This is a genomic window from Hominenteromicrobium mulieris (genome assembly GCF_046197855.1).
Taxonomy (GTDB): Bacteria; Bacillota; Clostridia; order Oscillospirales; family Acutalibacteraceae; genus Hominenteromicrobium; species Hominenteromicrobium mulieris.
Genome location: NZ_CP173188.1, coordinates 2716461 through 2740870, shown reverse-complemented (window position 1 = coordinate 2740870; position 24410 = coordinate 2716461). Strand labels below are relative to the sequence as shown.

At 54.5% G+C, this 24410-nt stretch carries 21 protein-coding genes and 1 riboswitch; of the genes, 9 read left to right on the top strand and 12 right to left on the bottom strand.

Going from position 1 to position 24410, the window contains the following annotated elements; all coding sequences use genetic code 11:
- Nucleotides 1-160: 160 nt before the first annotated feature.
- From pflA to ACI0CA_RS13585, 6 genes are all read right to left on the bottom strand, one after another.
- Nucleotides 161-859 (bottom strand): pyruvate formate-lyase-activating protein, encoded by a 699-nt coding sequence (gene pflA, locus ACI0CA_RS13610; RefSeq protein WP_417073661.1) that lies wholly within the window; start codon nt 857-859, stop codon nt 161-163.
- Nucleotides 859-3087 carry a formate C-acetyltransferase gene (gene pflB / locus ACI0CA_RS13605; protein ID WP_176820839.1) on the bottom strand — a complete coding sequence of 743 codons (2229 nt, stop codon included), beginning with the start codon at nt 3085-3087 and terminating at the stop codon, nt 859-861. Before pflB ends, pflA begins: the two co-directional genes overlap by 1 nt.
- A gap of 84 nt (nt 3088-3171) precedes the next feature.
- A riboswitch (ZMP/ZTP riboswitch) is annotated at nt 3172-3256 on the bottom strand.
- A gap of 39 nt (nt 3257-3295) precedes the next feature.
- Nucleotides 3296-4096: an ABC transporter ATP-binding protein gene (locus ACI0CA_RS13600; protein WP_308448657.1), complete on the bottom strand. Its 801-nt coding sequence runs from the start codon at nt 4094-4096 to the stop codon at nt 3296-3298.
- Nucleotides 4093-5076 (bottom strand): FecCD family ABC transporter permease, encoded by a 984-nt coding sequence (locus ACI0CA_RS13595; RefSeq protein WP_412266519.1) that lies wholly within the window; start codon nt 5074-5076, stop codon nt 4093-4095. Before ACI0CA_RS13595 ends, ACI0CA_RS13600 begins: the two co-directional genes overlap by 4 nt.
- Nucleotides 5069-6052, bottom strand: a complete 984-nt coding sequence (locus tag ACI0CA_RS13590; RefSeq protein ID WP_308448659.1) for an ABC transporter substrate-binding protein — start codon at nt 6050-6052, stop codon at nt 5069-5071. Before ACI0CA_RS13590 ends, ACI0CA_RS13595 begins: the two co-directional genes overlap by 8 nt.
- A gap of 17 nt (nt 6053-6069) precedes the next feature.
- On the bottom strand, nt 6070-6978 hold the full coding sequence (locus tag ACI0CA_RS13585; protein ID WP_412264129.1) for a (4Fe-4S)-binding protein: 909 nt from the start codon (nt 6976-6978) through the stop codon (nt 6070-6072).
- A gap of 220 nt (nt 6979-7198) precedes the next feature.
- On the opposite strand from ACI0CA_RS13585, the gene ACI0CA_RS13580 reads away from it, so the two are divergent.
- Genes ACI0CA_RS13580 through ACI0CA_RS13570 form a run of 3 tightly spaced genes read left to right on the top strand, consistent with a single transcriptional unit; the run spans nt 7199 to nt 9154 of the window.
- Complete coding sequence (locus ACI0CA_RS13580) at nt 7199-7834, top strand: SH3 domain-containing protein (RefSeq protein WP_412357877.1); 636 nt, start codon at nt 7199-7201, stop codon at nt 7832-7834.
- Between the two features lie 8 nt (nt 7835-7842).
- Nucleotides 7843-8463: a potassium channel family protein gene (locus ACI0CA_RS13575; protein WP_412357879.1), complete on the top strand. Its 621-nt coding sequence runs from the start codon at nt 7843-7845 to the stop codon at nt 8461-8463.
- 13 nt (nt 8464-8476) lie between these two features.
- Complete coding sequence (locus tag ACI0CA_RS13570; RefSeq protein WP_316519511.1) at nt 8477-9154, top strand: potassium channel family protein; 678 nt, start codon at nt 8477-8479, stop codon at nt 9152-9154.
- Between the two features lie 275 nt (nt 9155-9429).
- Here the strand turns inward: ACI0CA_RS13570 and ACI0CA_RS13565 are convergent, their stop codons facing one another.
- Nucleotides 9430-11607: an alpha-galactosidase gene (locus ACI0CA_RS13565; protein ID WP_308448664.1), complete on the bottom strand. Its 2178-nt coding sequence runs from the start codon at nt 11605-11607 to the stop codon at nt 9430-9432.
- A gap of 339 nt (nt 11608-11946) precedes the next feature.
- On the opposite strand from ACI0CA_RS13565, the gene ACI0CA_RS13560 reads away from it, so the two are divergent.
- From ACI0CA_RS13560 to ACI0CA_RS13545, 4 genes are all read left to right on the top strand, one after another.
- A complete protein-coding gene (locus ACI0CA_RS13560; RefSeq protein ID WP_176820830.1) occupies nt 11947-12945 on the top strand; it encodes a glycoside hydrolase family 130 protein in 999 nt (332 codons plus the stop codon).
- Nucleotides 12946-13144: 199 nt separating this feature from the next.
- On the top strand, nt 13145-13753 hold the full coding sequence (locus ACI0CA_RS13555; protein WP_176820829.1) for a carbohydrate-binding family 9-like protein: 609 nt from the start codon (nt 13145-13147) through the stop codon (nt 13751-13753).
- A gap of 217 nt (nt 13754-13970) precedes the next feature.
- Nucleotides 13971-14630, top strand: coding sequence for a class I SAM-dependent methyltransferase (locus tag ACI0CA_RS13550; RefSeq protein ID WP_176820828.1), 660 nt, complete (start codon nt 13971-13973; stop codon nt 14628-14630).
- Between the two features lie 121 nt (nt 14631-14751).
- A complete protein-coding gene (locus tag ACI0CA_RS13545) occupies nt 14752-16143 on the top strand; it encodes an MATE family efflux transporter (RefSeq protein ID WP_308448667.1) in 1392 nt (463 codons plus the stop codon).
- Nucleotides 16144-16463: 320 nt separating this feature from the next.
- Here the strand turns inward: ACI0CA_RS13545 and ACI0CA_RS13540 are convergent, their stop codons facing one another.
- The 4 genes from ACI0CA_RS13540 to ACI0CA_RS13525 all read right to left on the bottom strand — a co-directional run bounded on the left by ACI0CA_RS13540 (nt 16464) and on the right by ACI0CA_RS13525 (nt 20888).
- Nucleotides 16464-17798: an aminotransferase class V-fold PLP-dependent enzyme gene (locus ACI0CA_RS13540; protein ID WP_308448668.1), complete on the bottom strand. Its 1335-nt coding sequence runs from the start codon at nt 17796-17798 to the stop codon at nt 16464-16466.
- Nucleotides 17795-19180 (bottom strand): thioether cross-link-forming SCIFF peptide maturase, encoded by a 1386-nt coding sequence (scfB, locus tag ACI0CA_RS13535; protein ID WP_412330454.1) that lies wholly within the window; start codon nt 19178-19180, stop codon nt 17795-17797. The genes ACI0CA_RS13540 and scfB overlap by 4 nt, the downstream gene beginning before the upstream one ends.
- A gap of 70 nt (nt 19181-19250) precedes the next feature.
- Nucleotides 19251-19406: a six-cysteine ranthipeptide SCIFF gene (scfA, locus tag ACI0CA_RS13530; protein WP_176820824.1), complete on the bottom strand. Its 156-nt coding sequence runs from the start codon at nt 19404-19406 to the stop codon at nt 19251-19253.
- A 189-nt stretch (nt 19407-19595) separates the two neighbouring features.
- Nucleotides 19596-20888 (bottom strand): O-acetylhomoserine aminocarboxypropyltransferase/cysteine synthase family protein, encoded by a 1293-nt coding sequence (locus tag ACI0CA_RS13525; protein ID WP_446806721.1) that lies wholly within the window; start codon nt 20886-20888, stop codon nt 19596-19598.
- Between the two features lie 587 nt (nt 20889-21475).
- Between ACI0CA_RS13525 and cysK the strand changes: the two genes are divergently transcribed.
- Both cysK and ACI0CA_RS13515 read left to right on the top strand, forming a co-directional pair.
- Nucleotides 21476-22405, top strand: coding sequence for a cysteine synthase A (gene cysK / locus ACI0CA_RS13520; protein WP_395506766.1), 930 nt, complete (start codon nt 21476-21478; stop codon nt 22403-22405).
- 257 nt (nt 22406-22662) lie between these two features.
- Entirely contained in the window at nt 22663-23100 is a 438-nt protein-coding gene (locus ACI0CA_RS13515; RefSeq protein ID WP_417104081.1) for an RrF2 family transcriptional regulator, read from the top strand.
- Between the two features lie 61 nt (nt 23101-23161).
- On the opposite strand, the gene ACI0CA_RS13510 is transcribed toward ACI0CA_RS13515, so the two are convergent.
- A complete protein-coding gene (locus ACI0CA_RS13510) occupies nt 23162-24361 on the bottom strand; it encodes a DNA recombination protein RmuC (RefSeq protein WP_446806950.1) in 1200 nt (399 codons plus the stop codon).
- Nucleotides 24362-24410: the final 49 nt, after the last annotated feature.

Genomic DNA, 24410 nt, shown 5'->3' with positions numbered 1-24410 from the left:
GTTGAACGAAAATCACTTTTATTATAGCATAAAAAAACGTGACTGTGACGATTGAAATTGTGAATTTTTCAAAAATTGTATAAATCTAAACCAAAACGGAAATAGAAATGAAAACGAAAAGGCTGCCCGACAAAGTGCGGGACAGCCTTTTTGGATGAAATTATAGCTTTGAAAGGAGCGCTTCGACGTGGCTTTGTGAGAACGAGGGTTTGTCGCCCATGGGGAACGGGATATGAAGCGCCTTGTATTTGGCGGCGCAGATGTTTTTAAACGGCAGCCACTCGATTTTCTCCAAATTGGAGAACGACTCCGCGAGAGCTTTGACGGCGCGGAGGCTCTCAACCGTATCGGAAAGACCGGGCGCGACGACGTGGCGCACCCAGAGGGGAATATGCATCGATTCCGTAAGGCGCATGAAATCGACCGTGTGCTGCAAGGAGCCGCCGCAGTGGGATTTGTACTGCGCTTCCGTGGGGAACTTGATGTCGCAAAGGACGAGGTCTGTGTGCTTGAGAACCTGCTTGGCACGGGAAAGGTCGCCGGCGCCGGCGGTATCGAGCGCGGTGTGGATGTTGTGTTCATGCAGGCGCCGGAATAATTCCGCGACAAACTCGGGCTGCAAAAGCGGTTCGCCGCCCGAGACGGTGACACCTCCATTTTCACCGAAATAGGGGCGGTAACGGAGGATTGTTTTGCAGAGATCCTCTGCTGTGTAGGGCGTGCCGCCGGTTAAGTCCCACGTTTCGGGGTTATGGCAGTAGGCACAGCGCAGCGGGCAGCCTTGCAGAAAGACGACGTAGCGCAGGCCGGGGCCGTCTACCGCGCCCATGGACTGTACGGAGCTGACGCGGCCTTCCATCAGATTGCCTCGTGGAATGTGCGGGAGATGACTTCGCGCTGCTGCTCTTTGGAGAGACGGTGGAAGTTGACCGCGTAGCCGGAAACGCGGATGGTGAGGTTGGGGTATTTTTCCGGGTTATGGTAGGCATCGATGAGCGTTTCGCGGTTCATGACGTTGACGTTGAGGTGATGCGCACCCTGAATGAAGTAGCCCGAAAGGAGCTGGACGAGGTTTGTGATGCGGTCTTCCTCCGTTTTGCCAAGGGCTTCCGGGATGATGGAGAACGTGTTCGAGATGCCGTCGCGGCAATAATCATAAGAAAGCTTTGCGACGGAGTTGAGCTCTGCGAGCGCGCCGGATTTATCACGGCCGCTCATGGGGTTTGCGCCCGGGGCGAGCGGCTCGCCGAGTTTGCGGCCATCCGGCGTGTTGCCGGTCTTTTTGCCGTACATGACGTTGGAGGTGATGGTCAAAATGGACAGCGTGTGCTGTGCGCCGCGATAGAGCGGGTATTCGCGCAGGGCATCGTAGAAGCGGCGCACCTGCTCGCAGGCGATGGAATCGACACGCGGGTCGTCATTGCCAAAGCACGGGAACTCGCCCTCGGTCTCGAAGTCGGTGACGAGGCCGGTCTCGGGGTCGCGGATGCAGCGCACCTTGGCATATTTAATGGCGGAAAGGGAGTCTGCCATGCAGCTCATGCCGGCGATGCCGAACGCCATCAAACGGCGGACGTTCGTATCGTGCAGCGCCATCTGGCTCTTTTCATAGGCGTATTTGTCGTGCATGTAGTGGATGGTGTTCATGGCATCGACGTAAGTTTTTGCGAGCCAATCGCGGTAGAAATCGAGGCGGTTGAGGAGGCCGTCGAAATCGACGTATTCGTCCGGCCAGACAGGCATTTCAGGCGCGACGCGGGTCTTTTTCACTTCGTCCATGCCGCCATTGATGGCGAGCAGTACGAGCTTTGCAAGGTTTGCGCGTGCACCGAAGAACTGCATATCTTTGCCGACGCGCATGGCGGAGACGCAGCAGGCAATGGCGTAATCATCACCGAATGCGGGGCGCATAACGGTGTCGCTCTCGTACTGGATGGCATCGGTATCGCAGGAGACCTTCGCGACGAAGCGCTTCCAGTTTTCCGGCAGGTGCTTCGACCACAGCACGGTGAGGTTCGGCTCCGGGGACGGGTGGAGGTTATAGAGCGTATGGAGCATGCGGTAAGAGTTTTTGGTGACGAGCGTGCGGCCGTCCTCGCCGGTGCCGCCGAGGGACTCGGTGATCCACATGGGGTCGCCGCCGAAAAGCTCGTTGTATTCAGGTGTGCGCAGGTGGCGCGCCATGCGGAGCTTTAAGACGAAATCGTCCATGATCTCCTGTGCGCCGGATTCATCGAGTACGCCTTCTTTGAGGTCACGTTCAAAATAAATGTCAAGGAATGTGGAGGTGCGGCCGAGGCTCATGGCGGCACCGTTCTGCTCTTTGATGGCGGCGAGATATGCGAAATAGAGCCACTGCACAGCCTCGCGGGCGTTTTCTGCCGGGCGGGTGATGTCGTAACCGTACATGGCGGCCATTTTCACCATGTCCTTGAGCGCGGTGATCTGGTCGGTGACTTCTTCGGAAAGGCGAATGGTATCGGCCGTGAGGGGATTTTTGCCGAGATCGGCTTTATCTTTCTGCTTTTGGAGAATCAAACGGTTTACGCCGTAGAGCGGAACGCGGCGGTAATCGCCGATGATGCGGCCGCGGCCGTAGGCATCCGGCAGGCCGGTGATGATGCCGGCGTGGCGTGCGGCGCGCACGTCATCCGTATAGGCAGAGAACACGCCGTCGTTGTGGGTCTTGTGGTATTTAAACTCCTCTTCAATTTTATCGGAGACCTTGTAGCCGTAGGCTTCGCAGGCGGAGCGCACCATACGCATGCCGCCGAACGGGTTGCAAGCGCGCTTTAACGGCTCATCGGTCTGGAGGCCGACGATGATCTCGTTTTCCTTATCAAGGTAGCCGGGGCCGAAAGACGTGGCGGTGATGACGGTTTCGGTATCGATGTTCAAAACGCCGCCGTTTTGCTGCTCGGCGCGGCAGAGAGCCTCGTACTTTTCGAGCATTTTTTCGGTGCGAGCGGTCGGGGGCTGCAAAAAGCTTTCGTCGCCCGTGTAGGGGGTGTAGTTTTTCTGGATGAAGTCGCGGACATCGATGCGATCCTGCCACTTACCGCCTTTAAAATCTCTCCAAGCGTTCATAGTTTCCCATTCCTTTCCGGCGTTTTGCCGTGCAAATTTCCTTGTTTTGGAAGCTGCTGACATAAAAACAGGGCAGTGCTTTCAAAACACTGCCCAGACGGTCGGCTCATTTTCATACTTTTGCTCCACGATGTCCCCATCTTGTATTCCGTCAGTTACAAAAGTACTTTAACTTGTGGTCTTATTGTACACGCAAAAGTGCGAAATGTCAACTGTGAATTTTACGTTCGATGTACTCCACCTCTTTGTCGAGCATAACGGGGGTGAGGGAAACGCCGAACAGGTGCTCGATAAGGCCGGTTTTTAATAGCTCCTCCGGCGTGCCGCTTTGCATGATTTGGCCGTTTTTCATGAGAAGCAGGCGGTCACAGAACTTGAACGCGAGGGGGAGCTCGTGCAGGACGATACCGACGGCTTTGTTTTGCACTTTGAGCGTAGAGAGGAGCGCCATGAGCTCGAATTTATGGTGCGCATCAAGGTAAGTAGTGGGCTCATCGAGCAGGACGACGTCGGTGTTTTGCGCTAAAAGCATGGCGAGGAACACGCGCTGGCGCTCGCCGCCCGAAAGCATGGGCAGGCGGCGGTCGGCAAAGGCCGACACACCGGCAGTTTTAAGCGCGTTTTGAATGACGGTGCGGTCTTTATTGGACAGCGTGCGCGAAAAGCCGAGATAGGGATAGCGCCCATGGGAGACGAGCGTTTTGGCGGTGATATCCGGCACGGCCCTTTGCTGCGGCAGGAACGAGACGCGCCGCGCGAGAGCTTTGGGGGCAAGGGCGGCAATGTCGGTTTCCGCGGTACCGCCGCACAGGGTGATGCTGCCGGAATCCGCTTTAATAAGGCGGCAGAGCGCGCGGAGCAGCGTCGTTTTGCCGCAGCCGTTTGGGCCGAGGATGCCGGTGACTTCGCCGCGGCGGAGTTCGCCCGAGACTCCGCGGAGAATTTCGGCGTGATTTAACGTGACGCAAAGGTCAGCGAATTTTAAGGCGGTGGAAAGGTTTCGGTTCATTCGAGTTTTCCTCCTTTTTTGCGCACGATGAGGAAAAGGAAGAACGGGCCGCCGAGCAGCGACAGTACGATGCCGACGGGAATCTCATACGGGGAAAACAGCGTGCGGCTGAGGGTATCGCACAATAAGACGAACGACGCGCCGAAGAGGGCCGAAAGCGGCACTAAGATGCGGTGGCGCGCGCCGATGAAGTGGCGCAGGATGTGCGGTACGATGAGCCCCACGAAGCCGAGAAGCCCCGAAAAGCTGACTGCGCCGCCAGCAAGCAGGCTGGCCGTCATGAGCAGGAGAAAGCGTGTTCCTTGCACACGCATGCCGAGCGACTGCGCGGTCTCATCGCCGAGGGAGAGAACGTCCATTTCGCCGGAAAACAGCACAGCAAGGAGCAGACCAAGCAGGATGGCAATCCACGCGGGGGTGAGATTTTTGTACGCGATGCCGGAAAATCCGCCGATGAAAAAGGAGCTGGAATTATAGATGGTATCCGGGAAAAAGGTCTTTATGGCGTTGCTGCCGGCGGTGAAAACACTGCTTAAGGCCACGCCCGCGAGGGTGATCGTTGTGCGGGAAGCACCGCTTTTTGCTGCGACGGCATAAATGAGCAGCGACGCGAAAAGAGCGCCAAGGAATGCTGCAAACGGCAAAAACGCGGTGGCTGTGGGGAAGACGGCGAGCAAAAACAGCACGGCAAAGCCCGCCCCGGCGTTGACACCGATGATGTTCGGTGCGGCAAGGGCGTTATTTAAGACATTCTGCAAGAGCACACCGGAGACCGCAAGTGCTGCGCCCGAGAGCACGGCGGCAAGGGCGCGCGGCAGGCGCACGTAGAACAGGATGCGGCTGTCGGGCGTTAAACTGCCGTTTTGCAGGGCAGAGACAGCTTCGCGAATAGAAATTTGTGCCGAGCCGACACAGAGGCTCAGCACAAAGGAGAAAACGAGCAGCAAAAGCGCTGCGGGAAATAAAATTTTCTTACGCATCTTCATTCAAAAGGAGCTTTGCAATGTATGCGTAGCTCTCGTCCCAGCGGTTTAAGGGCTTATAGTGGAAAAGGTCTTTCGGCAGATAGATGTAGCGGCCGTTTTTCACGGCGGAGAGCTCGCTCCACGCGGGGTTATTTTCGATGTTCTCTGCCATGTAGGTCTTGGCGTTTTCTTCGTTGCCCATCGTCATGACGAGGATGTAGTCCGGGTCGGCTTCGATGACGGATTCCAAGCTGAGGTCTTCGAGCAGGCTTTCGTTATCGTCTGCAATGTTGTGCGCACCGAGCTCTTTTAAAATGGCGCCCGCAACGGTGTCTTCGCCTTTGGCCTTAACGCCGGTGGAATAAGCGCGCAAAAGCAGGACGGTGGGAGCTTTCTGTCCGGAGAGCTTTTCGGCTGTCTCCTGCTTTATAGATTCAATGCGCTTTAAAACCTGTGTGACGTTTTCGTCGTATTTTTCACCGTCCGGGTCGTTGACGGCGCAGAAATTCAGCATGATCTTTGCATAATCCATGACGTTATCCATGTGAAAACAGCCGTGGGGAATCTGCATATCGGTGAGGGCGGAATCGAGCTCCGCGTGGGCGGGCAGGTCGGCGGATAAAATCACGTAATCCGGGGAGAGTGCCGCGATGCTCTCAAGATTCGGCTCCATGACGGTGCCGACGAGCGCGGTATCGTCATCGATTTCGATGCCGTGCTCGTCTACGGCATCTTCGGTAATACCGGCGAGTTTACCGCCGGAAAGCAGCCAGCACTCGGCAAACGAGCCGTAAAGGGAGACGACGCACGGGTCATCGGGGAGCTCCGTTTTGGTGCCGTAGGAATCCGTAATGACGCGCTCGGAGACGGCGGTCGTTTCGGGAGCGGCGGAGGAGCTTTCAGAGGTGGTTTCGTTTTGCGCCGGGGCGGCGCAGCCGGAAAAGAGCAGTACGGTGGAAAGCGCGAGTGCTGTGAGGGACTTGAGTTTCATAGGGTATCCTTTCGGAATTATTTTGTGAGGATCTCCTCGCGGCGGTTCAGAAGCTCATCGGAGAAGACGTCGTGCTCGAATTTTTCGATGCCAAGACGGTCAATAGCTTTGCCGAGGCGTTCTTTGGGCATGGCGTTTTCCTTGAACCAGAGCATGGTCTTCTCGAGTAGGGGCTCGATCTCCGCGCGGGTGACGAAGCGGCTGAGCGGCGTGCCCATGCGTGTTTGCTTGCCCCACGTGCCACCGACATAAATGCGGTAAACGACCGGGCTTTCGTGGCGGACAGCCTTAAACGGGCATTTGCCGGTGCAGACGCCGCAGGCGAGACACTTTTCATCGATATGTAATTTGCCGTTTTCGACGTGTGCAGCCTTGGAGGGACATGATTTTTCCACCATGCAGACCTTGCAGCCGCGGCAGGTGTCTTCGTCGAAGATCGGCACGCGGTGGCTCTCGATGCCGAAATCGTTTAAGGAAGGCTTCATGCAGCTGTTCGGGCAGCCGCCGATGCCGATTTTGAACTTGTGCGGCAGTTTGACATTTGCCCAGCCGACGTAGTATTTTTCGTGCAGCTCTTTGGCGAGCGCCTGTGTGTCGTAGTTGCCGTAGACGCACGTGGTGCCCTTACATGCGGTGACGGGGCGTATTTTAGCGCCGGTGCCGCCGAAGTAGAGGCCACGCTCGGCAGCGTAATCGCAGGCGGCGTCAATCTGCTCGAAGGGGATGCCGACGATCTCGGCGGACAGGCGGGAGGTGAACGTCACCTTGCCGCTGCCGAATTTTTCGGCAATCTCGGAGATGGTGCGCAGGTCGGCAGCGGTGAAGACCGCGCCGGCGCAGACGAGACGGCCGGAGAAGCACTCTGTGCCGCGATTGATGAGGAAGCCGCGGCCCTTGACGGACGCGATCTGTTCGGGTTTTAACATGATGAACACTCCAATATCCAAGCAAAATATTCCCTGTAATTATAGCCCTTTTTCGGGGTAATGGCAAGAAATGCGGGTGATTTTTGCAAAAGAAATGAAAAAACCGGGCGAAGTATTGGATTTTCCTTTGAACTGTGCTAAAATAGCTAATAACAAATCATCTTATGTTCCGGCGACATTTTGAATGCGCGCCGAAAAAAGAAAGGAGAAGTGAGCTTTTATGAAACGAAGCATCCATTATAAAAACATTTTGAAAACGGCGGTCACGGCGGCACTGTGCGCCGCGATAATCCTTGGCACCGCGGCATGCGGCAAGGGCAGCGCCAAGGCGGAGCCCTCCCCCTCCCCGAGCGCGGAGCCTACCGCAACGCCTATACCGGTCGAAAAAGTGAAGGTGGCGATCATCAACGACATCGACGATTCGTTGAATGTGCGCAGCGAGGCTTCGACGGATTCCGAAATTCTCGGCACGGCAGAGGCCGGCGAGGCGTTCGAGGTTGTGGCACAGGACGATACCTCCGAGTGGGTGGAAATCTCTTACTTTGGGCAGAATGCGTATGTGTTCGCGGAATTTGTGACGATCAGTGAGAAAGAGAAGACCGCACTTGCGACCGCGACGCCTTCGCCGACCCCGAATGCGGAAGACGGCACGACCGATGACAATGGGGACAGCGATGACGCGCAAAACGGCAGCGAGGCATCGCCGACACCCGCCCCCACTGCAGAGCCGACGCCGAATGCGAATAATCCTATTATCGTAAACGGCGGTAACCGAGAGAATACGAGTTCCGGCAGCACATCAAACGGCATGACGGCAGAGACCATTCGCGATACGGAAGATCCGGAGCGACGCTGAGGTAAACTATGAATGTGTTAGTTATAGGCTGCGGCCTGCTTGGGCGAAAAATCGCCCGCACCATGGACGAAATGGGTTGGGACGTTTCTGTTTTAAGCAACATTGAAAGCGATTTGGAGCTTTTGGAAAACGATTTCGAGGGCGTGACATTCCGCGGGTTCCCGATGGATATTCGCAACCTGCGCGAAGCGGGCATTGAAAGCTGCGACGCGGTGGCGGTGACAACGGCGGACGATAACTTCAATATCACGGTGGCGCAGATTGCGCGCGATTACTTCGGTATCCAAAACGTGGTGGCGCGCGTATCCGATCCAACGCGTGAATTGATTTTTGAGCATATGGGATTGCACACCATTTGCCCCACAAACCACGCCGGCGACTGCATTGTGCGGATGCTGAGCGGCGAAAAATTGAGCAAGAAAATCGAGTTCGGTCTGCACACGGTTGACTTTGACGTGCGGCCGGCGGAGCGGCATCAGATCGGCAAGGATGTGGACGAGCTACGCGGCAACCCGGACGAAGTGGTGTTCGGCATTATCCGCAAAAGCGGCGCGTTCGTTTTGGCAGGGCTTGCACCCTTGAAGCTCGAGGCGGGCGACGAGATTGTGTACAGCCGCGTAATCGATTAAGGGGGAATGTGCCATGAACATTGTCATTATGGGCGGCGGCAAGGTGGGCGAAAGCCTTGCGCGCCGCATTTTGGAGGGCCGCCGCCACGAGGTGCGTATCATCGAGAGCGACCGCGCGCGCAGCTTACAGCTTGCGAACTCGCTGGACGTGGAGATTATCTGCGGCGACGGCACGAACATTGACATGCTGGAAAACGCCGGTGTACGGGACGCCGACTGCTTTATTGCGATATCCGGCAACGATGCGGACAACCTCGTTGCGTCGCAGCTTGCAAAGCAGTATTTCGGTGCGAAAAAAGTGATTGCCCGCGCGAACGACCCGCGCAATTTGGAGACGATGCGTGTGCTTGGCGTGGATTATGCGGTGAGCAGCACGGAGATCATTGCGCAGATGATCGAGCAGGAAGCGAACCTGATGGAGTTTCATCTTGTGGCATCGCTGAACAAGGGCCGCGGTCAGATTTGCTCCGTGACGCTTGGAGAGAATTCGGCTTTGCACGGCAAGTCGGTGCGTGAGGTGGTGTTCCCGAAGGGGGCGCTGCTGATTTCCATTGTGCGAAATAACAAGCTCATCATTCCGGGCGGCGACACGGTGCTGCAAGCGGGCGATGAGATTATTGCGGTATGCGAGGAACGCGCACAGAAGGCACTTATCCGCCTGATGAACAGCACGCATGCGGATGAGAAATAAGTCGATTTTTTTATGATTTATATAGCAGGAACCCCGTAGGCACGTTGTGTGTTTACGGGGTCCTGCTTTGTTCATTTAATTCTAATGATTTGCGGGGCAAATCATGCAGGGAATCCATGCAACTGGGTTTCCTACGGTTCTGGTTTTGTGGAGGCAAAAAGTGTTTCGCGCTCTGCGGAGCGCGACTTGGGGCGTTGCCCCGAGCCCCCATAAACTTTCTGAAGAAAGTTTAATCAAAGACTTTTAACGTTGCGGTATTGTGGATTTCGGCGGCTTTACTTTACAGCTTTAAAGTGCTTTGTGACGCTGGTGCCGTCTTCGTAGACGTCTCTTGTCAAATTAAGGCCTGCGTTCATCAGCATGGCGCCGGAATAGACGGTGCCGGTCTCCTCGTCCTGATAGTACGTTTTGGGGTCGAGGCCACGCAGGCGCTGCACGCAGTAACGGGTCTCGGGCTGACGCATGACGACGGCAGTCATCATGGCTTCCTGTTTATCCGGCGAAACGAACTCCCACGCGCAGTAGAAGTCGTTCTCGGTCGGGGAGACGAGGCGGTAGAAATCGCCCTCGCGGACAAGGCAGTGATATTTGCGGTAGTCGGCGATCTGCTGCTTTACTTCGGCTTTTTCGTCATCGGTGAGCTTTCTGGGGTCTAACTCGTAGCCGAATGTGCCGCACATGGCGACGTTGCCGCGGGTTTTAAGCGAGGTGCGCGGGCGGGCTGCGACGTGTGCGCCAAACGAGGAGATAGGGTAGCACATGGACGTGCCGAACTGAATGGTGAGGCGCTCGATGGCGTCGGTGTTGTCGCTGCACCAGATCTGCGGGGAATAATACAGCATTCCGGCATCGAAACGTCCGCCGCCGCCGGAGCAGTTTTCAAAGAGGATATTCGGAAACGCTTTGACAAAACGATCCATGAGGTCGTATGTACCGAGCACAAAGCGGTGCATGACCTCCTTCTGGCGCTCCGGCGGGAGCAGCGCAGAGCCGACCTCGGTCAGATTGCGGTTGAAGTCCCATTTGACGTAATCAATCTTATTTTCACTGAGGACTTTATACATCTGCGCGAAGATATTATCGCGCACGTCTTTTCTCGTCATATCGAGGACGTACTGCAAGCGTGCGGGGGAGTTTTCACGGTTCGGCACGTGCAGGCACCAATCCGGGTGGGCGCGGTAGAGGTCGCTGTCCGGAGAGATCATCTCCGGCTCATACCAGATGCCGAACTTTAAGCCCTCTGCGTTGACGCGCTCGATGAGGGAGCTGAGGCCGCCTTTGAGCTTCTTTTCGTTGACATACCAGTCGCCGAGGGAGGAGTCGTCGTTTTTGCGGTGGCCGAACCAACCGTCGTCCATGACAAGCATATCGACACCCATTTTGGCGGCTTCGTGTGCGAACGCGACAAGCTTATTATCATCGAAATCGAAGTATGCGGCCTCCCAGCTGTTGATGAGCACGGGGCGTTCTACATCGCGCCACGGACTCTTGATGAGGTGCTTCATGTAGGTGCGGTGGAAAATGCGGCTCATCTCTCCGAGGCCCCTATCGGTGTAGACCATGACGGCTTCCGGCGCGGTGAAGGATTCGTTCGGCTCCAGGCGCCAGGTGAAATCGGTGGGATTGATGCCTGCGAGAAGGCGCGTGGCGTTCAAGCAATCCACTTCGGCTTCAATGGAAAAGTTGCCGCTGTAAATGAGGTTGACGCCGTAGACTTCGCCGTTTTCTTCGGTGGCGCCGTGGGCTTTCAGTGCGACGAACGGGTTGTGGTTGTGTGAGGAGGAGCCGCGCTTGCTCTGGATGGATTGAATGCCGTGGCAGAGCGGGCGCTCTGTAACGGTGCGCTCCTTTGCCCACTTGCCGTAAAGGTGCACCATGTCGTAATCCATCGTGTTGAAGTCGAGGCAGGCGCTGAACACACGCTCAAGCTCCATGGTGCGGTCGGACGTATTCGTCACGACGGCGTGACGCGTCATGACGGGCAGATCGTTGTAAACGGTGTAGTAGAGCTTCACTTCGGCGTTCGTCGTTTGGTCGAGCGTGGTGATCTCGAGTGTTTCGCTGTCACCGTTTTCGTCGCGCAGAGACGGCATGCCGGGCAGCGCAGGCTTTTCGTTTAAAATGCGGTGCGAAACGTAGCGGATGTCGGTCGCGATATTGCCGTCTGCGTTGCGGATTTGGAGTGCGGAGATGCGGAAATCGCCGGTGCCGTTGCAGGAATATTCGCTCGGCTGTGTATCCGGGGAAAACTCCTTGCCGACGTAGCCTGCGGCGTCGGGCGTGAAGGAGCCGAAGTAGCCGCGGTCCAATAAATAGCGCATGTCGCAGTCCGGCAGGTATGCGCCGTAGTAGAGGTGCAGCAGGCGGCCGCTGTCATGCACGGCAAAAACGTAACTGGAGGAAGCGGTATCCAGCTTGAAAATTTTCTTTTCGGCATCAAATAAAATCGCCATAAAATCGTTCCTTTCGGGAAAACATAAAAATTCGGGCAGAGAAATATCCGTTTATAACAACAGTATATCGTTTATGCGGCTTTTGCGCAATAGGCATTTGTTGCATAAAGTTGGCGGTTTGTGATGCGGTGTACGGCGTGGGCTTCGGCATTTTGCTAAAGGCGGCGATGAAATTTGGTGGAATTGTGATAGAAACGGTTTTTTCGGAAAAAATAGCTTTACTTTTCTCTTGGTTTGTATTATAGTTAATGTGATGTGGAAGCGGTTACACATTGTAAAGAACTGTATGTGTTCGCTTTCGAATATCTTTTGAAAAAATATAAAATGGAGGAAACTATAATGGCTAAAATTATCGGCAATGCACTCCCGAACATCCCGTGGCAGGATAAGCCGCAGGGCTATGATAAGCCGGTTTGGCGTTATGACCACAACCCGATCATTCCGCGTGATCTCATCCCCACTTCCAACAGCATCTTCAACTCCGCAGTTGTCCCGTTTGAGGGCAAGTTCGCTGGCGTTTTCCGCTGCGACAACCGCTCTGTTGAGATGGACATCTTCGCAGGCTTCTCTGATGACGGCATCAACTGGAAGATCAACCACGAGCCGATCGACTTCCAGCCGGCTCCCGGCTGCGACCCGTGCGTAACCCGCAAGGAATATCGCTATGACCCGCGCGTTTGCTGGATTGAGGACCGTTACTACATCACCTGGTGCAACGGTTTCCACGGCCCGACGATCGGCGTAGGCTATACCTATGACTTTAAGACCTTCTATCAGATGGAGAACGCTTACCTGCCGTATAACCGCAACGGCGTTATGTTCCCGAAGAAGATCAACGGCAACTTCGCAATGCTGAGCCGTCCGTCCGACACTGGTCACACCCCGTTCGGCGACATCTTCTACAGCGAGAGCCCGGACATGACGTATTGGGGCAAGCACCGCTATGTCTTCGGCACGAGCAGTCACTCCGGCTGGCAGTCCAAGAAGGTCGGCCCCGGCCCGATTCCGATCGAGACCGATGAAGGCTGGCTGATGATTTATCACGGCGTTCTGAACTCCTGCAACGGCTTCGTTTATCGCTTCGGCGTAGCGCTTCTTGACCACGAGAAGCCGTGGATCGTGAAGGAAAGAGGCAACTTCTATGTCTTCGGTCCGGAAGAGAGCTATGAGCTCACCGGTGACGTGCCGAACGTTACGTTCCCGTGCGCTACCCTGACCGATGCCGACACCGGCCGCATCACCATCTACTATGGTGCTGCCGACACCGTTACCGGCATGGCCTTCACCACCGTTGACGAGCTGCTTTCCTACATGAGAAAGTACCCGCACGAAGTATAAGACACCATTGTACAAAGACCGCCTGACGGCTTAGCACACTGTTGTCTTGATCGCTTTGGTTAAATTAGAATAGCTTTTTCGCAGGCGCTTCCGTTTTTCGGGAGCGCCTGTTTTTTATGGAATTGTTGTATTTTACGGCAAAATCTGGTATGATGAAGCTATGAAAAACCGCGATGGGCGGAAAACGGTTAGGAGCTGTATGAATATGAAAGAGTATGTCATTGAGAAAACGGTGGGTGCGCCGGACTGGACAAAGGTGCCGGAGTTGCAGGTGGACAATGTTTGTTGGTTGCCGGACGCGGGCGTGCGCATGGAGCAGCAGATCTGCCACGACGACGAGAAAATCTACGTGCACCAAGTGGCGCACGAAAAGAACATCCGCGCGGAGCTGACCGATAAGCTCGGCAGCATCTGCACGGACAGCTGCATGGAGTTTTTCTTCTCCCCGGTGCCGGAGGACGGGCGGTATTTTAACATTGAGCTGAACTTGAACGGCGCGATTTTCCTTGGCTTCGGCCACGGCAGAGCAGACAGCATCCGTTTGATCCCGGAAGACCACAAGAAGCTTTTTAACATCCGCACGAACAAAACGGCGGACGGGTGGGAAATCTTTTATGAAATTCCGCTCGAATTTCTGCATGTATTTTACCCCGATTACGACTTTAAAAGCGGGCGTGTGATCCGCGCGAACTGCTTTAAATGCGGCGACCTCACCGTGCAGCCGCACTATATGATGTGGAATGAGACGACGAGCGAAACGCCGGATTTCCATCGTCCGCAGGACTTTGGCCGCATGATCTTCGCGTAAACCGCGGTATTCAGCGGGATATTCATGGATTAGTCCAATATCTTTTGCCGAAGCCCGCGCAGAATTGTCGTTTTTCCAAGTTGCAAGGTGAGCGAATTTCCAGTAAAATAGTAATAATGGGTAAATGAAAAATATCGCAAAGTTTTGCATAGCTTATGCGCCTGGCGCAAAACTATCGTTTAGAGTATTGCGTCGGCAGGAAAGGATTGGTGTGCATATGCCACTGGAAAGGATCGACAGTTATTTTAACGGCGCGGTGGAGTCTTATGACGAGCGCTTGAAACGCAGCGCAGAGGATGAAGACGGCTACATTCGCCGCACGGCGGAGTTTTTCCCGAAGAAGGAGCACCTGCACATTCTGGACATCGGTATCGGCACGGGCACGGGTCTTACGGCAATTTTAGAGCAGAACCCGACGATTTATGTGGACGGCATTGACTGCGCGGATAAAATGCTCTCGGAAATTCCGAAAAATCTGCCGGAGCACAAGGAGCGCATCCGCACAATTTGTGGTGATTTCTTTAAATATGAGTTGGAGCCGGAAAGCTATGACGGTGCGGTTTCCATGATGGCGCTGCATTATTACAGCCGCGAAGAGAATTTGGAGCTGTTTCACCGCGTGTGCCGCAGCATTAAAAAGGGCGGGTTCTTTCTGTTGAGCGACAAATTCGCGCCGACGCAGATGTATGAGGACTTCTGCCGTTCCGAGTTTGAGCAGAAGCGCAAGGAGCAGCACTTGTCGGCAGACGAGCATTACTATTGCTTTACGCCGCAGTATGTGGCGGGCGAAGCGGCGCTGCTTTTCAAAGCGGGCTTTGCAGAGGTACGCGTGTGCTGGGCGAAATCCAACACGGCAGTGCTTCTTGCCACAAAATAAACAAATAACGGTTGAAAAGCCGGTCGAACTGCGTACAAATAAACGGTACGCGTCTTGACCGGCTTCTTTTTTAATGCTATAATGTTTCAAAAGCAACTATTTTGGGAATGGGTGAATACTTTTGGAACTCTTTAACGCACAGCATGTTTTGCACGGCGAGCCTGTGACGGGCGAGCTGCCGTCTACGAACTCGCTTTTCAAAACGACCGTCAACATGGCGTGGCCTTCGATGGTGGAATCGTTTTTGGTGGCGCTCGTCGGCTTTATCGATACCATCATGGTGAGCACGCTGGGCTCTTACGCCATTGCAGCGGTGGGCCTGACGCAGCAGCCGAAGTTCATCGGTTTGGCGCTGTTTATGTCGATGAGCACGGCCATCTCGGCGCTGGTTGCACGGCGTAGGGGCGAGCAGAACCGCGAAAGCGCGGTGCGCATTTTGAAAACATGCATTCTGGTCGCCGTGATTTTGACGGCGATCATCAGCGTTACGTTTACGGCGTTTGCAGACCCCATTATCCGCTTTGCGGGCTCGGCGGACGATACGCATGAAGCGGCGGTGGAGTATTTCCAAATCATCATGGGCGGCATCGGGTTTACGACCGTGATGATGATCGTGAACGCGGCACAGCGCGGCGCGGGCAACACAAAGATCGCGCTGCGCACGAACATGGTCTCTAACCTTGTGAACGTGGTGTTCAACTATCTTTTGATCGGCGGCAACTTCGGGTTTCCGGCGCTCGGCACGCGCGGCGCGGCGCTTGCGACCGTCATCGGCTCTGTGCTCGGCTGCGCGATGAGCTTGCATTCCATGTTCGCGAAGTCCTCGTTTGTGTATATCCGCGGCGTGAAAGGCTTTTTTACCTCGAGGTTTGACGTGCGCTCACTGCTTAACGTCGGTTCCAGCGCGTTTGTGGAGCAGATTTTCCTACGCATCGGCTTTTTGCTGTTCGCCATCACCGTTGCGAACCTCGGCACCACTGCGTATGCTGCGCACCAGATTGGCATGAATATGATGAGTTTGACGTTCTCACTCGGTGATGGGCTTTCGGTGGCGTCTGTGGCGCTGATCGGCAGGAGTCTCGGCGAAGAACGGCGCGACCTTGCAAAGCTGTACGCCTCCATGTGTCAGCGAATCGGACTTTTCTGCGCGTTTGTGATGTCGATGGTTTTCCTGTTCTTCGGCAGGAATCTCTATGGCCTGTTTTCGAGTGAGCAGGAAATTCTCGATATGGGTGTGATGATTATGCGCATGCTGTGCGTTATCATTTATCTCCAGATCACGCAGGTTATTTTCTTCGGTTGCCTGAGAGGCGCGGGCGATACGAAGTATACCGCGTTTGCGTCTATGATCAGCGTCGCCATTATCCGACCGGGCTTAAGCTGGCTGCTGTGCTACCCGCTGGGACTGGGACTGCTTGGCGTGTGGCTTGGGTTGTTCGGTGACCAATTTATGCGATTCTGCCTTGGGTATTTCAGAATGAAGCAGGGCAAATGGCTGAAAATTAAGATTTGACGCGTTTACGACAACGATAGCGGAGCGACGAATAAAGTCTTTGTCCAACTTCCTTCGAGAAAGTTGGTGGGGTCTTGGGGCAACACCCTAAGTCGTCGTTCGCAAACGACGAAACACCTTTTGCCTAACCCAAAATGAGAAAGGTAGCTTGAAACATCCGGTGGACGCTTCAAGCGTAGGGAACACAGTTGCATGGGTTCCCTGAAAGGCGGTCTGCGACTGTCTTTAGAAATTCAAACAAGATAAAATAGAAGCAAAAAGTCTCCGCCTTTCTCTGAATCAAAGAGGAAAACGGAGACTTTTATATTTTAAAATAGTGATTATTCCACAACGACCGTGCAGTGCTCGGTGCCGTAGTATTCCATCGCGGAGATGACCTCAGGGGTCAGGCGCTCACCGCATACAGCAAGCGGCACCGCGGGTGGGCAGCTCACGTTGGCGTCTGCCAAAATGCGGTTTTTGCACTCGGAAAGCGGTAACGTTTCACTCGGCGAGAAGAGCGCCTCGCGCGGGGAAAGTACACGCTCGGCATGCGGCGGCACAGGCGGCTTTGAAAGGATCGCCGGGGCGGGCAGAACGGAGAGCAGCGCGCGCTCGAGACGGGCAAAATCTGCGGGTGTGGTCTCCGGCGTGAACATCATCACAAGGTGGTCTGCGTCGGAAAACTCGCAGTAAATATTGCTGTGCGTCAAAATTTCCGCCAGAGCTGTGCCCGTGTAGCCGAAGGACTTCGGCAATAAGCAGAGCTTTGTGCGCTCCTCGCCGCAAAGAGCATAGCCGTGCGCACGGAGTTTTGCTTTCAGCGTGTCAAGACGCTCCGCACAGGCTTTGAGCTGTGCGGGAAAAGATGTTGCTAAAAGCGGATTCGTTGCGTCGAGCGACTGCAAAATGAGGTAGGACGGGCTCGTGGACGCAAAGAGCGCCATGGCGCTTTCCGCACGCTGCGCGAACATGTCCGGCGTGCCGTGCGCGATGTGCAGATACGCGCCGCCCGTTAAGACCGGCAGTGTTTTGTGTGCGGAATCACAGCAGATGTCTGCGCCGAGCTGCATGGGGTGCATGGGCTCGGGCAGAAAATGCAGGTACGCGCCGTGGGCGTTATCGACGAGCAATAATACGCCGTGTTTTTTGCAGACGGTGGACAGGGACTTGATGTCCGCGATGTTGCCGAGATAATCCGGGCTTGTGATGTACACGGCGGCAGGGTTTTCCGATACGATCACGTCTTCGAGCTGCGCGGGGGTGATGGCGCAGGAAATGACGCTTTCCGTGCCGTAGATCCAGCGAATGTCAAGGTCGAGCAGCGCTGCGGCCGTCATGAAGACCTTGTGTGCGTTACGGCCTGCCGCAATGACGGGCTTTTTGTGATTTGCGCGGGCATGCAGCAGCGCAAGATACAGCATGGCGCGGATGCACAGGGACGAGCCCTCGGCGGAATAGACCGTCTTTTTGGTGCCGAATAACGCGGCGGCGTTCGCTTCGCTTTCGCGGATGATGCCCTCGGCGTGGTAGAGCACGTCTGCGTCCTCAATCTCGGTGAGGTCGAGCGGCTCGGGGCCGAGCAGCGCGGTGCCCTTGTGGCCCGGCATGTGCATGCGCAAAGCGCCGCTATATCGGTAGCGGCGCACAAATTCGCAGATTGGCGCGGTTATCATGCGTTGTTATCCAATGCCTTGGAGGCTTCGAGCATGATGGCGCATTCCATGCGTTTTTTAAAGAGCTCGCAGCCCTCTTTGTAAACGCCGCGGACGGAGCCGGTGGCGTGGTAGGCGTTTGCGGCGCAGCCGCCGGAGCAGTACAGTCTTGCCCAGCAATCGCGGCACTCGGGGTGAGCGTACACGTTGCAGGAGGCGAAATCCGCCTGAATTTCCGTGTTCGTCACGCCTGTCCAAACATCGCCGAGGCGGAATTTTTCGTCGCCGACGAACTGGTGGCAGGGGTAGAGGTCGCCCCACGGGGTGACGGCCATGTACTCTGTGCCGGAGCCGCAGCCCGAAATGCGCTTGTAAATGCACGGGCCGCCGGTGAGATCAATCATATAGTGGTAGAACGTGAACGGTTTGCCGGCGCGGCGGCGCTCCAGCATGAGCTCAGCAAGCTTTTCGTACTGCTCCATGACGATGACGCGGTCTTCGTCGGTCAGCGCGGAGGGGTCTCCCGGTGCGCAGACGACCGGTTCCATGCTCAGTTCCGTAAAGCCGAGGTCGAGCATCTGCTGAATGTCTTTGAGAAAATCCGGGTTTGCGTGCGTGAATGTGCCGCGCATGTAATACGCCTTGTTGCCGCGCGCCTTGACGAGCTTCTGGAATTTCGGAACGATGCGCTCCCAACTGCCGTTGCCGGCGTAGTCTACGCGGTAGCGGTCGTGCACTTCCTTGCGGCCGTCGAGGCTTAAAACGACATTGCTCATCTCGCGGTTTGCAAAATCGATGACGCCGTCGTCGATCAAAACGCCGTTTGTCGTCAACGTGAAGCGGAAGTGCTTACCGCATTCCTTTTCGCGGGAACGGGCATACGCGACAAGCTGCTTTACGACGTCGAAATTCATCAGCGGTTCGCCGCCGAAGAAGTCGACTTCCAAATTGTGGCGCGTGCCGGAGTGTTCGAGCAGGAAATCAAGCGCCTGCTTGCCGACCTCAAAGGACATGAGAGCGCGGTCGCCGTGGTACTTGCCTTGGCTTGCAAAGCAGTAGGAGCAGTTTAAATTGCAGGTGTGCGCCACGTGCAAGCACAGCGCCTTGACGACGTTGGCGCTTTTCGCTTTCAGGGCACCTGCCATCGACTCGAACGTATCGGGGGTGAAGAGCTTACCGGCGTCGCGCAACTCTTCAATCTGCTCGTAGCACTCGTTGATGTCGGCTTCGGTCACGTCTTCACGGTCGCCGTATTTTTCCAGCATAGCGGCGGTAATCGCCTCGCGGCTTTCGGTCTCGAACAGGCCAATCATGTCATAGGCAACTTCATCGACAAGGTGGACGGAGCCGGAACAGATATCGAGCACGATGTTCATGCCGCCGAGTTTATAACGGTGTATCATCTAAAAAATCCTTTCGCATCTATACATGAAAAAAGCCGCCAAAAAAGGCGGCGTTTTCTGAACCTTTGAATTACTTCGCGTTCTTCTCCGTGTTCTCGCACTGCTGGTTTGCAATGCCGCAGCTCGTCTTGCAAGCGGACTGGCAGGAAGTCTGGCACTCGCCGCAGCCGCCGTTCTTTGCGCTTTCGCACAGGTTGCGGGTCTCAAGCGTCTGAATGTGTTTCATATCATTTCGCCTCCGAATTGTTACTTTATAAGCTAACTTTATTAGCCTTAAAATTCTAACACAGATAGGGCGGGATGTCAAGATGCAAAGCCGCCGGATTTCGGGAAAAAGCATGTCCCCACGCCATTTCTGACGTGGGGACACGGAAAATAGGATATCGGAGAAGTCAGTTTTAAGGAGTGTTTTGAATCAGTCACCGAAAGCCTGGGAAAGATCGGCGATGATGTCATCGATGTGCTCGGTGCCGATGGAGAGGCGAATGGTGTTCGGCTGGATGCCCTGCTCTGCGAGCTCTTCTTCGTTGAGCTGCGAGTGCGTGGTGGAAGCCGGGTGGATAACGAGGGACTTCACGTCTGCGACGTTTGCGAGCAAAGAGAAAATTTTGAGTCTATCGATGAACGCCTGTGCTTCCTTAGCGCCGCCCTTGATGTTGAACGTGAAGATGGAAGCGCCGCCGTTCGGGAAATACTTCTTATAAAGCTCGTGGTACGGGCTGTCCGGCAGAGACGGATGGTTGACACTTTCGACCTTCGGGTGTTTGGAGAGGAAATCGACAACCTTCAGCGCGTTCTCAACATGGCGTTCAACGCGCAGAGAGAGCGTTTCAAGACCCTGCAGGAACAGGAATGCGTGCAGCGGAGCGAGCGTTGCGCCGGTATCACGCAGGAGGATTGCACGGATCTTCGTGACAAAGGCTGCCGCGCCGACGTCCTTTGTGAAGCTGATGCCGTGGTAGCTGGGGTTCGGCTCTACGAGGGACGGGAACTTGCCGCTGCCCTCCCAGTCAAACTTACCGCTGTCTACGATAACGCCGCCGATCGCCGTGCCGTGACCGCCGATGAACTTTGTAGCGGAATGGACAACAATGTCTGCGCCGTACTCGAACGGACGGAGGAGGTAAGGCGTTGCGAATGTAGAGTCTACAACAAGCGGAATCTTATGTGCATGTGCAATGGCTGCGACCTTTTCAATGTCAATCAGCGTTGCGTTCGGGTTGCCGATGGTCTCGATGAAGACAGCTTTTGTCTTATCGTTAATCGCGTTTTCAAAAGCGCCTTCTTCGTCCGGGTCTACGAACGTTGCGGTGATGCCGTACTGCGGGAGCGTGTGCTCAAGCAGATTGTAGGTGCCGCCGTAGATGGTCTTCGCGGAAACGATGTTGTCACCTGCGCTTGCAAGGTTGAGAAACGTATAGTTGATGGCTGCTGCACCGGAAGCGACGCCAAGCGCTGCCACGCTGCCCTCAAGGGCTGCAATGCGCTGCTCAAATGCGTCCACGGTGGAGTTCGTCAGACGGCCGTAGATGTTGCCTGCATCTGCGAGCGCGAAGCGGGCTGCTGCGTGTGCGGAGTTCTTGAAGACGAAGGAAGTCGTCTGATAGATCGGCACTGCGCGGGCATCGGTAGCGGGGTCCGGGTTCTCCTGACCTGCGTGCAGCTGGATGGTTTCAAAATGGTAGTTGTTATCATATGTATAGCTCATGGTAATACCTCTTTCATAATTTCAGAATTTAATTTTTGTTTTAACGGATTTTGAGAAGTTGACGAAAAGCTGAGCTTCACATTCGTCCGTTTCTGAAATTGTGGCGAAGCATTTGCCGGAAAAGGGATCGCATCATCGGGGTGCGCCTCCTTTGAGATTTACTTCGGTTTTTATGTTTGAAGGTTTCATAACACTCAAAACATATTGATTTGGTATGTTTTGTATGATACACGCTAGATTGCAATTTGTCAACCCCTAAAATGCAAAAATTGAAGAAAATTTCCGGAAACCATACTATTATATGGGGGAAACTGCATTTTGCATTGCAAAGCGGCGGATCGTTTCAACGAGTTTTAAAGGTAAAAGAAAAAGTGAAAAAAGATGTTGACAAATTTACCCTGTGGTGATAGGATATAAACAAGCTCAATAACCTATAAAATAAGTAGGTTTCATAAGTTTAGTAAAACAAGGCAAAGGAGAGACGCGATATGAACCCGTTTCCGTACAGTCGGCGATGTTGCGCCGCAGCCTGAAACGATACAAGAATGCAAACTCATTTATATAAAGTATTTTAAGGAGACTTTACCATGCGTGTATATCGCAAAATCACAGACCTCATCGGCGGCACTCCGCTTCTTGAACTCACCAACTACGAAAAAGCAAATGAATTGAACGCGAAAATCTACGCGAAGCTTGAGTATTTCAACCCGGCAGGCAGCGTAAAGGACCGTATCGCGAAAGCGATGTTGGACGACGCCGAGGAAAAGGGCCTCTTGAAGCCCGGCGCAGTTATCATTGAACCGACAAGCGGCAACACGGGCATCGGCCTTGCTTCCGTTGCGGCTTCCCGCGGTTATAAGGTAATCCTTACCATGCCGGAGACGATGAGTGTGGAGCGCCGCAACCTTTTGAAGGCTTACGGTGCGGAGCTTGTCCTCACCGAAGGCGCAAAGGGTATGCCGGGCGCTATCGCAAAGGCGAAGGAGCTCGCCGAGCAGACCCCAAACAGCTACATTCCGAGCCAGTTCACGAACCCGGCAAACCCGGCGGTGCACCTGAAGACGACCGGCCCGGAAATCTGGGCAGACACGGACGGCAAGGTCGATATTTTCGTTACAGGCGTCGGCACGGGCGGCACGCTCTCCGGTGTAGGCGCGTACCTCAAGTCGCAGAACCCCAATGTTAAGGTTGTCGCGGTGGAACCGGCTACCTCCCCTGTCCTCTCCGGCGGCAAGGCGGGCCCACATAAAATTCAGGGCATCGGCGCGGGCTTTGTGCCGGATACGCTGAACACCGACATTTACGATGAGATTCTCCCCGTGCAGAATGAGGACGCGTTTGCGACCGGCCGCGCGCTGGCACGCAGCGAGGGCGTTTTGGTGGGCATTTCCTCCGGCGCGGCAGTCTTTGCGGCAGCACAGCTTGCAAAGCGCCCGGAAAACGCAGGCAAGGTCATCGTGGCGCTTCTGCCCGATACCGGCGAACGGTACCTCTCCACGCCGATGTTTGCAGACTGATACAGCATACAAGAATCCAAACACATATTTTTGGGATAGAAAAATGAATGAGGGAAAGGGGCAAGGTTTTCGGGCTTTGCCCTTTTTCGCGAGTTTAAAGGAGTTTATAGAGGGCGTTTTTACAGTAAATTACCGGCAAAAATAAAACTCTTGAAAACCTACTAAAAACATGTTATTATGGTATAAAGTTTGCGGCGGACAGTGAGCCCGCTTGTTTTATTCCGGAAACGCTATTTTACATAAAGGATGGATACCGCATGAAAATTTCCACCAAAGGGCGCTATGCGCTGCGCATGCTGCTGGATCTCGCACAGCACCAGAATGACGGCTACGTCGCGCTGAAGGACATTGCCCGCCGTCAGAATGTCTCCAAAAAATATCTGGAGCAGATCGTACCGATGCTCAATAAATCCGATATTCTTCTTGCAAGCCGCGGTTTTCAGGGTGGATATCGTCTGGCGCAATCGCCGGATAAATACACCGTGGGCATGATTCTGCGCATCACGGAGGGCAGCCTCGCGCCCGTCGCGTGTCTCGATCACGACCCCATTCTGTGCGACCGCAGTGCAGACTGCATCACGCTGCCCGTGTGGCAGGGGCTCAGCCGCGTCATCAACGAATACCTCGACAGCATCACCCTGCAGGATATATTAGATCAGCAGCAAGCGGCTTTCGTCAACGATTACAGCATTTGATAAAAAAGATACCGCATTCGGTTTGTAGGCTGAATGCGGTATCTTTCTATTTGATTTGAAATCACTCGCCGGAATTTAACAGTGCTTCGGCTTCATCTGCGTCCATTTTGTCTACGGTGCGTAGTTTCTTTTGAATGAGCGTGCTGCGCTTCTGCGCGTCTTCAATGGTGGAGCCGGCTTCATCGATTTTTTTCTTTGCTTTAGAGAGAAGAAGCTCAAATTTCTCGTATTGCGCACTTACAACGCTTAGCAAATTTTGAACCTCAGTTGCTTTCTTATCCAATGCGATAGTGCGGAAGCCGACATTCAGCGTGTTAAGGAATGCGGTGATTGTGGTCGGACCGCAGATCATGATGCGATACTTGTTTTGGATTTCCTCGCACAAGCCGGGGCGGCGCAGCACCTCGGAGTAAAGCCCCTCGGTAGCAAGGAACATAATGGCAAAATCCGTCGTTTTTGGGACATTGATGTACAGCTCGGCAATCGTTTTTGCCTGATTTTTAATGTTCTGCTCCAGAGCTTTTTGCGCGGCTTCCAGAGCCTCTTTATCGGCTTTTTCGGCAGCCTCGCAAATGCGTATGTAGTCTTCTTGCGGGAACTTGGAGTCGATGGGGAGCCATACGGTCTCGCCGTCTTTTTCACGGGAGGGGATCTTAACGGCGAACTCGACGCGCTTTGTATCATTTTTCGTAGATACGTTGCAGTCGTATTGATCTTTGGTGAGGGTTTGCTCCAGTATATTGCCGAGTTGCACCTCTGCCCATGTTCCGCGCGCTTTTACATTTGTCAGCACGCGCTGGAGCGCGGTCACATCGCCGGTGATCTTACGCATTTCGCCGAGTGACTCGTAAACACTTTTGAGCTGCTCGCCGACGACTTTAAAGCTGCTGTCCAGACGTTTGGAAAGCGTATCTGTCAACTTTTCATCGACGGTCATGCGCATCTGTTCAAGCTTCTTTTCGTTGTTTTCTTGTAGAGCAGCTAAACTTTTTGTAAGCGTTTCATTGATATGTTCATTTTGCCGTGCGCTGATTTCGCGCATTTGCTCAAGTTTTTTCTCAGTGCTTTCCTGCAAAGCTTTTAGGTTTTGTGTTAAGGCGCTGCTTATTTTTTCATTCTGCTCCATATTGGCTTGACGCATTTGGTCGAGCTTCTTTTCATTGCTCTCGAGTAGTGAATCGATATTCTTCGTCAAGGTTGTGCTGAGCTTTTCGCTTTGCTGCGTGTTGATCTGCTGAATTTCGCGTATCAGGGCGTTCATTTCGCTCAAACGGCTGTTTAAGCTTTCGGATGTTTCTTTTCGACTACGT